The 12,830-nt window shown below is 57.9% G+C and carries 11 protein-coding genes; 5 read left to right on the forward strand and 6 right to left on the reverse strand.

From position 1 onward, the window contains the following. Positions 1–189 precede the first annotated feature (189 nt). The 5 genes from JTJ32_RS17120 to JTJ32_RS17140 are packed head-to-tail and all read right to left on the reverse strand — an operon-like array spanning position 190 to position 5,537. Complete coding sequence (locus JTJ32_RS17120; protein WP_210042755.1) at positions 190–1,704, reverse strand: ABC transporter substrate-binding protein; 1,515 nt, start codon at positions 1,702–1,704, stop codon at positions 190–192. A gap of 47 nt (positions 1,705–1,751) precedes the next feature. Continuing rightward, positions 1,752–2,732, reverse strand: a complete 981-nt coding sequence (locus JTJ32_RS17125) for an ABC transporter ATP-binding protein (protein ID WP_210042756.1) — start codon at positions 2,730–2,732, stop codon at positions 1,752–1,754. Further along, positions 2,729–3,733 carry an ABC transporter ATP-binding protein gene (locus JTJ32_RS17130; protein ID WP_210042757.1) on the reverse strand — a complete coding sequence of 335 codons (1,005 nt, stop codon included), beginning with the start codon at positions 3,731–3,733 and terminating at the stop codon, positions 2,729–2,731. The genes JTJ32_RS17125 and JTJ32_RS17130 overlap by 4 nt, the downstream gene beginning before the upstream one ends. Beyond that, entirely contained in the window at positions 3,730–4,593 is an 864-nt protein-coding gene (locus tag JTJ32_RS17135; protein ID WP_184321662.1) for an ABC transporter permease, read from the reverse strand. Before JTJ32_RS17135 ends, JTJ32_RS17130 begins: the two co-directional genes overlap by 4 nt. Further along, the gene (locus JTJ32_RS17140; protein WP_099226713.1) at positions 4,590–5,537 is read right to left on the reverse strand and encodes an ABC transporter permease; all 948 of its coding nucleotides are present in this window, start codon (positions 5,535–5,537) and stop codon (positions 4,590–4,592) included. Before JTJ32_RS17140 ends, JTJ32_RS17135 begins: the two co-directional genes overlap by 4 nt. Positions 5,538–5,965: 428 nt before the next feature. Here JTJ32_RS17140 and JTJ32_RS17145 point away from each other — a divergent pair, with 428 nt between their 5' ends. From JTJ32_RS17145 to JTJ32_RS17165, 5 genes are all read left to right on the forward strand, one after another. Continuing rightward, on the forward strand, positions 5,966–6,730 hold the full coding sequence (locus JTJ32_RS17145) for a LuxR family transcriptional regulator (RefSeq protein ID WP_099226712.1): 765 nt from the start codon (positions 5,966–5,968) through the stop codon (positions 6,728–6,730). 97 nt (positions 6,731–6,827) lie between these two features. Further along, a complete protein-coding gene (locus tag JTJ32_RS17150) occupies positions 6,828–7,742 on the forward strand; it encodes a proline iminopeptidase-family hydrolase (protein WP_210042758.1) in 915 nt (304 codons plus the stop codon). Positions 7,743–8,109: 367 nt separating this feature from the next. Further along, positions 8,110–9,735 (forward strand): methyl-accepting chemotaxis protein, encoded by a 1,626-nt coding sequence (locus tag JTJ32_RS17155; RefSeq protein ID WP_210042759.1) that lies wholly within the window; start codon positions 8,110–8,112, stop codon positions 9,733–9,735. A 336-nt stretch (positions 9,736–10,071) separates the two neighbouring features. Further along, positions 10,072–10,695, forward strand: coding sequence for a response regulator (locus JTJ32_RS17160; protein WP_210042760.1), 624 nt, complete (start codon positions 10,072–10,074; stop codon positions 10,693–10,695). A gap of 38 nt (positions 10,696–10,733) precedes the next feature. Next, entirely contained in the window at positions 10,734–12,362 is a 1,629-nt protein-coding gene (locus JTJ32_RS17165) for an ATP-binding response regulator (RefSeq protein WP_184322141.1), read from the forward strand. On the opposite strand, the gene JTJ32_RS17170 is transcribed toward JTJ32_RS17165, so the two are convergent. Next, positions 12,356–12,805, reverse strand: a complete 450-nt coding sequence (locus JTJ32_RS17170) for a hypothetical protein (protein WP_184321668.1) — start codon at positions 12,803–12,805, stop codon at positions 12,356–12,358. The genes JTJ32_RS17165 and JTJ32_RS17170 overlap by 7 nt on opposite strands. Positions 12,806–12,830 lie beyond the last annotated feature (25 nt).

The raw sequence follows: 12,830 nt of genomic DNA on the forward strand, positions 1-12,830 counted from the left end.
AAGCGATGACACGCAACCGCTCATGCATCCATCGAACAGTTGCGTGAACCTGGGGCTGTCTCACAGCAAACAAAGGACCGTACAAGCACCGCCTGGTCCGCTCCACCCAGTTTGCTGCGCGACAGCGCTACGTCGAAGATGCCGAGGGGTTTAACACAAGCCTGTTTCTGTCGCAGAACAGCACCGGCCTCAGCGCTTGACCGTTTCCTCCAGCGTGAACCGACCCAGCGGGTTCTGGCCGAAGTGTTCGATGTTCTTGCGCGATACGCTGATGTACGGGCTGTAGTAGAGGTCGATCCAGTTCACGTCAGCCTTGGCCATTTTCTGCAGGTCGATGTACATCTGCTCGCGTTTTTTCGGGTCCATTTCCACGCGGGCGGCGGCGACCAGTTCCTTGACCTTGTCGTTCCGGTAGCGAGTCATGTAGTTCATGTTGGTGTCATGCCCGAGCACGAACGTGGTCTTCTGATCCGGATCGAGAATGTCATTGGTCCAGTACATGACGGAGATGTCGTAGTCACCGGCGATCAGCATGTCCCAGCTCTGGCTCGGGTCGACTTTCTGAAGCGTGGTGGTCACGCCGACCTTGGCCAGTTGCTGCTGAAGCATGACGGCGATCTGCTCGTCGACTTCGTTGCCTGCGTTAACGATGTAATTGAGTTTCAGGTCTGAGGCGCCCGCGTCGGCCAGCATTTTTTTGGCTTTGACTGGGTCGTAAGGGCGTTGCAGGTTGTCGGCGTAGTGGTACAGCGCGCCTTTAGGAATGTAGGAATTGGCGACAGTACCCAGTCCGAAGGTAGCGGCTTCGACGAGGGATTTCTTGTCGATGGCCATGTCCAGCGCCTGACGTACTTCCACTTTCGCCAGCGCGCCATGCTCGTGGTTGATCAGCAGGTGATCTTCGCGGGTGGACGGATCTTCGTGTACGACCAGACCGGCGTCTTTCTTCAGGGTCTCGACCCGGGAAAACGGTACGTAGATCGCAGCGTCCAGCTCGCCAGCCTGGACCTTGAGCATGCGGGTGTTGTCGTCCGGCACGGATATCCACTCAACACCGTCGAGGCTGACGGTCGAGGCTTCCCAGAAGTTGGGGTTCTTTTCCAGAATCACCCGGTCGCCACGCCGCCATTCCTTTACGGTGAATGCACCCGAACCCACCGGCTTTTCCGCGTAGGCTTCTTCGCCCAGGGTTTTCATGGCCTTTTCCGACAGAATCGAAACGTTGGGCAGCGCCAGTTGCGAGAGGAACGAGGCCGACGGGTGTTTCAGGGTGATCACCAGCGTGTGCGGGTCGCTTGCCACGGCGGTGTCGATGATCTTGTAGGAGTCGCTCCACAGCGAACCTTTGTCATCGCGAATGCGCAGCAGGCTGAACACCGCGTCGCTGGCGGTCAGTTCGGAGCCGTCGGAGAACTTCGACGGGCGCATCTTCAAGGTGTACGTGAGCCCGTCCGGTGAAATGCTCCAGCTTTCTGCCAGCCCCGGCACCAGTTTCGTGCCCTTGTTATCGACCCGGATCAGCACATCGTAGACGTTGGAGAACACCCAGTTATCGATGTTCTGCGCGCTCTTGATCGGGTCGAACGTGGTGCCGTCTTCGCGGCGGCCAATGGTCAGCACGCCAGCGGCTTCCGCCACCCCCGCGGCCAGGGAACAGGCCGCCAGCATGGCGACGGTCAGCAACTTCACAGGTCGTGCTTTCATATACGGAAACTCCTTGTCGGTATCGAGAACGGATAGTGATTACGGGATCAGAAAACAGGTTCTTCAAGCACGCAGTCGTAGCGCTGTTCGCCCACATGACGCGTGGGTGGCGCGATGCTGGAACAGTCGGCCCGGGCAAAACGGCAGCGGGGATGAAACGCACAGCCTTCCGGAAGATGCAGCGGGCTTGGCGGTTCACCCTGTAGCGGCTCGCCGGGCAGCGGGCGATCCGGATCGATTTCCGGAATCGCCTGAATCAAGGCTGCGGTGTAGGGATGACGCGGGCTGAGAAAGACCGATTCGACAGGTCCTTCCTCGACGATGCGGCCCAGGTACATCACCGCCACCCGGTCACAGAGCCGGCGTACGATGGCCAGATCGTGAGCGATGAACAGGATGGCCAGGTTCATGCGCTGGCGCAGTTCCAGCAGCAGATTGATGATCTGGCCCTGAATCGACACATCCAGCGCGGCCACGCATTCGTCGGCAATGATCAGCCGCGGTTCGATGGCCAGCGCGCGGGCGATGCCGACGCGCTGGCATTGCCCGCCGCTCAAGGCGCCAGGCTTGCGGTCGGCGAATTCGGGGCGCAGGCCGACCATGTCCAACAACTCGATGACCCGGGCCGGGATGTCGGACCTGGCGACCTTGCGCTGCACGTGCATAACCTCGGCCAGCGTGGCACCGATGGTCATGCGCGGATTGAGCGAAGAAAACGGGTCCTGAAAGATCATTGCCGTTTCGCTGCGCAGGCGCTGGAGATGAATACCGCGGCCCTGCGCCACATCGACGTCATCAAACACGATCTGCCCGGAAGTCACATCATTCAGGCGCAAGATGGCGCGGCCCAGCGTGCTCTTGCCGCTACCGGACTCGCCGACCAATCCCAGCGTTTCGCCTGCGCCTATGGTCAGGGACACACCGTTGACGGCCTGAACCCATTGCTTGTGCATGCCCAGAAAACCGGTTCCGGAAGTCGGGAAGCGCACCACCAGATCATTCACGTTCAGCAATGTCGGGCCGCTCATGAGTGCACCTCTTCGGCGTGCGCCAACGTCATCGGTAACGGGTAATGACAGGCAGCGGCGTGGCCGTTGCCCACAGGTCGCATGAACGGTAACTGTGCAGCGCAGTCCGGCCCGGCATGCGTGCAGCGAGCATGGAACCGACAGCCTTCAGGCAATGCATCGAGCAGCGGCGGTTGACCGGGAATGGTGCGCAACAGCGCATTGCCCGCACTGCTGGCGGGCTGACACTCGATCAGGCCGCGTGTGTAGGGATGCCGCGCACGCGCCAACACATCGCGTTTGCTACCGTGCTCGCACAGGCGACCGGCGTACATCACCGCGATTGAATCGCAGGTTTGCGCCACCACGCCCAGATCATGGGTGATCATGATCAGCGAAAGTCCGTGACGATCACGCAGGTCAAGCAACAGACGCAGGATTTGCGCCTGCACGGTCACGTCCAGCGCGGTGGTCGGCTCGTCGGCAATCAGCACCTGCGGGCCGCAGCCCAACGCCACGGCGATCATCGCGCGCTGGCGCATGCCACCGGAGAATTCGTGGGGATAGTTATCCACGCGAGAAGCCGGATCGGGAATGCCGACCTGACGCAACAGGTCGATGGCCTGTGCCCTGGCCTCGCGCTTCGACGAGCCCTGATGCAGACGAAAGCCCTCGGCAATCTGTTCGCCGATGCGCATCAGGGGGTCGAGGTGGCTGCTGGGGTTCTGGAAGATCATGCCGATGCGACGCCCGCGCATGGCGCGCATCCGGGCGGCGTCGAGTGTGAGCAGATCGATATCGTTCAGCAACACCGAGCCACCGCGCACTTGCAGATCAGGCGACGGCATCAACTGCATCAAGGCCCGACAGGCCATGGTCTTGCCCGAACCGCTCTCACCGACCAGACCGAGAATCTCGCCCTGTTCGAGATCGAATGACAGCCGGTCCACCAGCGTCACCTCGCGGCCACGGTTGCTGGCAACCACGCTCATGTCGTTGACCTTCAGCACCGGCGTGCTCATCGGCGTTCTCCCAGTGTTTCGGCTACACCGTCCGCCAACAGGCTGAAGCCCATGGCCAGGGTAACGATGGCCAGGCCTGGAAACAGGCAGATCCACCAGGCCGACGTCAGAAACGCCTGGCCTTCGGCAACCATCGTGCCCCACTCGGCCAACGGCGGCTGCACGCCAAGGCCCAGGTAACTGACCGCAGCACCACTGAGCAGTACCAGCACGGCATCGGACATGGAAAACACGACGGAGCCGAACAGCGCATTGGGCAGCAGGTGGCGAAACAGAATGCGCAAGTGACCGAAGCCCAGGCTCTTGGCGGCAAGGGCAAAGTCGCTTTCCTTGAGCACCAGAATCTGCGAGCGGATCAGGCGCGCGTAAGACACCCAGCCCACCAGCGCCATGGCGATATAGAAGCTGGTCAGGCCAGGACCGAGAATCGCGATGATTGCCAGCATCAGCACCAGAAACGGGAACGCCAGCACGATGTCGATCACGCGCATGCACAGGTTGTCGAAACGACCGCCGATGTAGCCGGACAGCGCGCCGACGACGGTGCCGATCATAAACGGGAACACCACGCCCAGAACGCAGATCTGCAGGTCGATGCGGGCCGCCCAGATCACGCGGGACAAGATGTCGCGGCCAAAATTGTCGGTTCCGAACGGATGCGCCAGATGCGGCCCCATCAGGCGCAATTCGGTGTTCTGGAAGATCGGATCATAAGGCGCCAGCCATGGCGCGAAGATCGCCAGCAGCAGCCACACGCCCAGCAGCGAGCCGCCGAGCAACATGGCCAGTCGGCCGTTGCGCAAGCGCAGACGCAGTCGCGTATGCCATTGAGCGGGCACGTGGGCCTGAGCGGTATTCATTTGATGTTCACCCGGGGATCGACGGCCACTGTGGCAACGTCCGCCAGAAAATTCACCATGACTGTCGCGCAGGCCAGCACCATCGCGACGCCCTGCACCACCATGTAGTCGCGGCTGAAGATGCCACGCACCAGTAACTGACCAATGCCCGGAATGGCGAACAGGCTTTCGACGACCACAGTGCCGCTGATCAGCCAGCCGATGTTGACCGCCAGGAGATTGATGGAAGGTACCAGCGAGTTGGGCAGAACGTGACGGCGGAACAGTGCACCTTCACTGACACCCCGGGCACGGGCTGCGGTGACGTGATCGGCCTGCAATTCCATCAGCATGCTGGCGCGCAGGTTGCGCACCAGAACTGCGGCTAAAGCCAGCGCAATGGTCAGGCACGGCAGCACCATGTGATGAAGCTTGTCCAGCCAGTCGTTGCCATAGCCTGACACCGGAAACCAGCCCAGCTTCACGCTGAACAGCAGGATCAACATGATGCCCAGCCAGAAAGCGGGCATGCCCAGCCCTGTGGTGGTGAACACGCGAATCAGGTTATCGCCCCAACTGCCTTTGTTGCGCGCGGCAAGGGTGGCCAGCGGGATAGCAATCAGCAGGGCCAGCAATACGCTGCCCAGCACCAGAAACAGCGTGGGCTCCAGGCGTGTGACGATCAGTTTCAAGACATCGATCTTGTACAACAGCGATTTGCCCATATCGCCCTGTACCAGGTTTTTCATGAAATAGACGTATTGCATCCACATCGGCTGATCAAGGCCGTACTGGGCACGAATGTTGGCCAGCGCATCGGGCGTGCTGCGGGCCCCCAGCAGGATGCGCGCCGGATCGCCGGGTATCGAGCGCACCAGAATGAAGGTCACCAGACTGATCCCGAACAATACAGGCAAGAGCTGCAGCGGGCGCTGGAGAATGAAACGATAACGACCCAGATTCATTACATGTCCCGAGGTGGTTGAAGAAGATCAAGCAGGACCGAAAAAATCGCTGCGGGCCTCTCATGATAGAACGACACTTCAGAACCGTTGGAAAACACCTGTCGCGTGATCCCGCTTCGCAGCAGATAACCGTCTTCTATCAGACAAAACGTAACCTGCGGGTGAAACGAAATGGTGTGGGAGGTGGCTTGCCGGCAAGCCGCCTCCCACAGTGCCCTTTTCTCCGCGAGACACCGCGGTGCCGGGCACTCGCGATGCCCAAGCAACCATGACTCAACCCTATCGCGCCGCTTGTCGGGTGACAGCTAGCAATTTTTATAGGTTTTTCAACTCACAGGTCATTCGGATTCGGGCGCGTGGCACCGTCTTTGCTTCGTTCATTGCTATAGTTGTCACTCGATGGGTCGAATGACAAAGGAAGTCATGCCATGCACGTGAGGTTGTCGGATTTCAATACACGTCTACAGTCTGCGGCCACGCTGGACCAGCAGATGGACTGCGCTTGGATGCTCGCTGCAGGACTCGGTTTCGACGCAGTGGTTTATGATTACAGCCCGGTGCCCGTGTCCCATGATGGTGCACTGATCACCCCTTCATTGCTTGCACTGCGCAACGCACCCGAAGACTGGCACACGCTCTGGTGCCGCAAGGGCTATTACCAGATCGACCCTGTTCAGCAACTGGCGGTAAACAGCGTTTCGCCCTTCGTCTGGTCTTACCAGCCCAAGGCAGAAACCGTGTTACGCACAGTCATCAAGGACCTGCACACACCTGTGGTGCGCTATCTCAACGAATTTCATATGACCTGCGGCGTGACGGTGCCGATCCACATGCCCAGAGGTGGGTTCGCAACGCTCACTGGTATTTGCTCCGACAGCAGCAACGCGGCGCTGGAAGACGCCAGACAAAGTCTCGCCGAGTTCGGCCTGCTGGCACATGCCTTTCAAGAAGTGGCGTACCCGATGTTCGACGAGGCGATGCACTCCTGCACGGCAATCAAGCTCACGCGCCGTGAACGTGAATGCCTGCGCTGGTCCGCCGATGGCCTGACGGCCAAGGAAATTGCCCAGCACCTCAACCGCTCCGTTGCCACCGTGACACTGCACCTCAACTCCGCCATGCAGAAGCTCGGGGCGAAGAACCGCGTGCAGGCTGTGGTGCGCGCTGTACATTATAGATTGCTGGACAGCTGACCCTTTGTTTCAGGGGCAAAACCTATCATTTTTTACAGTTATCGCTGACGACACACAGCGCTAAGGTGCCCCGATCCATAACCGGGAGACCGACAGCATGTCAGAGATCACAATTCAGGAAGATAAAGCACCTTTTGGCCAATACCAGACCTGGTATCGGGTAACAGGCGATCTGCGTGGTCCCCACACGCCGCTGGTCATCCTGCATGGCGGTCCCGGCTGCACCCATGACTACGTGGATGCGTTCAAGGACATCGCCAGCACCGGCCGCGCGGTTATTCATTACGACCAGCTGGGCAACGGCAAATCGACCCATTTACCAGATAAAAAAGCGGATTTATGGACAGTCGATCTGTTTCTCGCTGAGCTGGACAACCTGCTGATGCACCTGGATATTGCCAACAACTACGCCCTGCTGGGCCAGTCCTGGGGCGGCATGCTCGCCTCCGAGCATGCGGTACGCCAACCGTCCGGGCTTAAGGCGCTGGTCATCGCCAATTCGCCAGCCGACATGCACACCTGGGTCAGCGAAGCCAACCGCCTGCGTCGGGAGTTGCCGGAAGCCGTACAGAAAACGCTTTTGCGACATGAACAGGCGGGCACTTTGCAGGACGATGAATACAAGGAAGCGTCTCGCCTCTTCTATAACCGTCACGTGTGCCGGGTTAACCCGTGGCCAGAGGAAGTGCAGCGTACTTTCGACCAGATCGATGAAGACCCGACCGTGTACCACGCCATGAACGGCCCGACCGAGTTTCATGTGATCGGCACCATGAAAGACTGGACCATTGTTGATCGTCTGCACCTCATTCAAGTGCCTACACTGCTGATTTCCGGCCGTTATGACGAAGCCACACCGCTCGTGGTGAAGCCTTACCAGGACAACGTGCCTGACATTCAGTCGGTAGTTTTCGAAGAGTCCAGCCACATGCCGCACGTGGAAGAGCGCACGGCATGCATGGGTGTCACCGCGAAATTTCTGGACAGTGCGACGGCCTCCGCGAAGGCCTGATGCAACGCAACAGACTCTGGCCGAACATGAAGAGCATTTACTCCATGCTATCGGCCTCGCCGCCTCCCGATAAGTCGAGTGCGGCCGGCATCTGACGCGTACTTCCGGAACGCTGGACACTTCGCTGTTCAAATGCACCAACTCTTTAGAGCAAATACTTAACTAATTTTCTATTAATCGGATAGATGAAATCTATAAGCCGATTCTTTACGCTCTTTCATCGCGCCGAGACACTTCCAGTAACGTCTATTTAAATGAATATTTCTTAACAAACATTCAACTCAATAAAGTTCTACTCCGGCAGAAACACTGTTTATAGGAAGGGAGCACTCTACCCTCCGCAAACGCTTTGCCACCGGAGGCAAACATGAACCTCAGATCCCTCAATATTTCACGCAGGGCGTCGCTCTGTTTCGGCATCATCACGGTCCTGCTGGTCGGGCTCGGTGTCTTTTCGTACGTACAGATGGGCCATCTTCGAGCGGCCGAACAGAACATCTCGCTGAATTCGCTTCCCAGCGTTCAGGTCATCGATGACATTCAGGTCGCCCTGCTTCATGCGCGCCTGGAAAGTATCCGAATGCTGGCCACCACTGAGCCGGCCTCGCATTCTTCGGCTGTCGCCAAAACCAATGACGCCATCGGAGCGCTTCAGTCGAGCAGTGAGTTCTATCGAAAGAACCTGATTTCCGGTGAGCAGGACCGCGTCAACTTCGACGATGCCGGCTCGAAGATGATGCAGTACATCGATGGCGTAAAACAGGTCATTGCGCTGGACTCCACGGATCACGAAAAAGCCCTTGTGTTCGCCAACACTGAGCAGGCGCAACGGGCTGTTGCGTATCAGGACAAGCTGACCGCCCTGCGCGAGCAGAACGTACAGGAAGCCAAGCGCTCCGGTGGCGATGCCACCGTGGTGTATGACCATAGCGTCAAAGTACTCATGGGCGTCGTGATCGTTGCCTTTATTCTCACGGTGTTCCTCGCCGTCGCTCTGACACGCAGCATTGTCGAACCGATCGGTTCATCGCTGAAACTGGCTGAAGACATCGCCGCAGGCGACCTGACCCGACAACTTGAAGTGACCGGCAAGGATGAAGCATCCCGTCTGATGCACGCGCTGAACCTGATGTCGAAGAACCTGCGCGACACCATTCAACAGATTTCCGGCGCCTCAACGCAATTGAGCACTGCTGCGGTCGAAATGACGTCCATCACCGAAAGTGCTGACCGTACCCTGCAACAGCAGAACAGCGAAATCGAACAGGCGGCCACCGCCGTGAACGAAATGAGCGCTGCGGTAGAAGAAGTTGCGCGCAACGCAACATCAACGTCCGAGGCGGCCAAACAGTCTCGCGTAGCCGCTGAACTGGGCAACAGGCGGGTAACAGAAACGCTGACCGCGATGCAGGGGCTGACTCATAGGGTGGAAAGCTCTTCAGCGCAGGTCACCGCGCTTGCCAATCAGGCGCAGGACATCAGCAAAGTGCTCAGCGTCATCCGGGCCATTGCCGAGCAAACCAACCTGCTGGCCCTGAACGCCGCCATCGAAGCCGCACGTGCCGGCGAGCAGGGCCGTGGCTTTGCCGTGGTGGCCGACGAGGTTCGCGCCCTGGCTCACCGTACGCAAACGTCCACTCAGGAAATCGAGCAAATGATTTCTGCCATTCAGGCAGGCTCCTCTGCAACGGTCGAATCCATGCAGAAGAGCACCCTGGAAGTGCACAGCACCCGCAAGACTGCCGAAGGGGCTGGCCAGTCGTTGCTCCAGATCACCGACTCGGTTCTCGAAATCAACAACCGCAACCTGCAGATTGCGACCGCTTCGGAAGAGCAGGCTCATGTTGCACGAGATGTGGACCGCAGCCTGATCAGCATTCGTGACCTGGCGATCCAGAGCAGCGAAGGCACTCGCCAGACACTGTTGGCCAGTAACGAATTGTCCAGACTTGCCGTGAACATGAATAATCTGGTGTTGCGATTCAGGACGTAATGTCGCAAACGACAAACAGGCCAAGGGACGGTGAACAGCACGATCACCGTCAGCGGCTTAACCGTTTTGACAGTCGTCCCGTCGGCCGTTTAGATCCAAACGAATGCGCAACAGGTCACCCTAATGATTTGACGGAATGAAAGTACACAGTAGTTGAGATTTTTTCTTCGAGATTTTTATGTAGCGATGCAACTTGCACTATAAGCGTGCACAAAAAAAACGCCAAAATGCCATCACTCTTGCGTAATATAAGCGGATAGTCTCTGTATCAGTCACGTTACACACACGTCTCATCAGGTATGATGCGCACTACTCTGAGTAGTGGAAGTACGCGGCATGCCTTGCAGAATTATTGTGGCCGATGATCATCCGTTATTTCGCGAGGGCATGCTGCGCACTGTAGAACGCCTCGTGCCTGACGCGGTAATCGAGCAGGCTGGCAATCTTGATGAAGTGCTCGAACTGGCACGCTCGGGTGACGAGATTGATACGCTGGTCCTGGACTTGCGCTTTCCCGGCCTTGCTTCCATGCAGACCATTGCCGAACTTCGCAGGGAGTTCAAGCGCACGTCAATCATTGTCGTGTCCATGGTCGATGATATGGAAACCATTTCGGAGGTCATGGCGCATGGCGCCGATGGCTTTATCGGCAAGAATATCGATCCCGTGGAAATAGCCGAAGCCTTCATTGCCATTCGCAATGGCGACGTGGTGGTCAAGTACAAGCCGGAAGGCTCGATTCTGAGTGACGTGGAAATATCTGCGCTCAGTCACCTGACCAGCAGGCAGAAAGAAGTGCTTGGACTGGTCGCTTCAGGCAAGACCAACAAGGAGATTGCCAAGGAACTGGGCATCTCGCCCTTTACGGTGCGCATTCATGTTTCCAGTCTGCTCAAGACACTGGGCGTGCCCACCCGATCCGCTGCGGCCGCGCAATTTTCCAGCCTGTCCATCAAGTAACCGCCATGTCGATATTGCCCAAACGCATTGATCTGGAAATGACACAGGCGCTATTGCGCATGGCCGTCATTGCCACTTCGACGCTGTACACGCTTATAACGTATGCGCTCGATGAAATCTCCGACGAGCGCATGTTTGTCATTCTGGGTTACTGCCTGGGTTTCGGCATTGTGACGATCGGCCTGATCGTACGTATTGCCCAACGTCCGGGGGCTTCCGGCAGGCGACGCCTGTTTGCGCTGGTCACTGACAATCTGGCGGGCATCGTCACCATTTCCGTGGGTGGCGAAGCATTGCTTCCGGTGTACTCGGTCATGCTGAGCATGACCGTCGGTTACGGCATGCGTTACGGGCGCAATTACCTGTTGCTGGCAACCGGTTTTTCGATGATTTCCTTACTGATCATCATTGCCCTGACACCTTTCCTGCGCGAACACCACGCGGTCGCGGTCATGATGATCCTGACGATGCTGGTGCTGCCGTTGTTTGTTTACTTCCTGCTGGGCCGACTGCATCTGGCGCTCAAGGAGACCGAAGAAGCCAACCAGGCCAAGTCACGGTTTCTGGCCCAGGCCAGTCATGACCTGCGCCAACCGATTCACTCGATCAGCCTGTTCACCGCCTGCCTGCGCGATGCCAGCCTGGGTGACAATGAGCGTCGACTGGTCGATAACATCGACCGCGCACTGGGTTCGGTCGAGCAGTTGTTTCGCTCGTTGCTGGACATCTACACACTCAATCGGGGTGAAGTCACGCCGCGCCTGGAGACAGTCGATGTAGATGCGCTGCTCAAGGGTCTGGCGAGCCAGAACAGCGAAGCTGCCAGCTGGGCCGGTGTGCAGATTCGTGTACGCAACAGCAAACACCACGTGCATACCGACCCGGCGCTGCTCAGTACACTGTTGCAGAATCTGATTTCCAACACGTTCAAATACGCCCCCGGCAAACCGATACTCATCGGCTGTCGCAAACACAAGGGCAAGCTGGACATTGGCGTTTATGACCAGGGTCGCGGTATTTCCGCCGAGCATTTGCCCCACCTGTGCAACGAGTTTTATCGCGTGCGGGAAAAGCGCGACCGGGACATCGAGGGTGTCGGGCTGGGTCTGAGTATTGTCAGCCGCATCGCGCGGCTCATGAAATTGAAGGTCAATATCCGCTCGATTCCGGAGCGCGGTACGGGCGTGATTGTTGCGGGATTGCCCGTCGTCACCGCCAGTCTGCCCGTCCAGATTTCGAACATCGACTGGAACAAGCGTCTGCTCGGCGGACTGCGGGTCATGCTGATCGAGGACAATCAGAGCGTGCTGCAAGCCACCGCCATGTTATTGGGAAAATGGGGATGTAACGTCCAGACCTCTGTCAGCATTCCCGATGCCCACGTTGACTGCGATCTGGTCATCACCGATTTCGATCTGGACCGCAGCGCATCAGGCGCCGACTGCATCGCTTACCTGAACCGGCTGGAAGGCCGACGGATTCCTGCCATCGTGATCACCGGGCACGAACTTCAACATGTCCGTCAGGCATTGAATGACCCTGATATTCCGGTGCTCTCCAAACCGGTCCGCCCTGCTGAACTTCGCTCACTGTTGCTGAGCTTCAAGGTGGGTTCTAAACCATCGTCCGATGGGCAAAATGACGAATCTGTTTCGGTGCTTCAATAGGTTCTGAAGTCACGTACTATGTCACCTCTGAACTCGATATAAAGTCGAGTGATCTTCACTTTTTGACCTGGCGCACTGGCGCCTGAAAGTGAACCCGCGTCATCCATGATCTCTTGCGCGTCTCCCACCTTGTTCTGGCCCGTAATGATTGCACTTGCAGAGTCACCGGCCCCGTATCGGCTCGTGTATTTGTAAGCCATATCGGTAAGCTTGCCCAATTGCGATTCGCTACGATCGTAAAGCCATTCGGAAGAATCATTGCCCAAATTATCCCTTACGCGTGTGGGCGCGCCAAACTTTTCACGGATCTGTTGTTTGGACGACTTGTTGACGACGATATTGCTTTTAATGAACTCGGGCGCATATTTGGCTTCACCCGTTAAAGAGTCCAGCCCGCCAAATGGAGTACCCCCGCCGGTTGAACAGGCCGTCAGTGCCGTCATTATCAATCCTGCGGCTGCCCATCCT

The sequence above is a fragment of the Pseudomonas alliivorans genome, assembly GCF_017826695.1.
GTDB lineage: Bacteria > Pseudomonadota > Gammaproteobacteria > Pseudomonadales > Pseudomonadaceae > Aquipseudomonas > Aquipseudomonas alliivorans.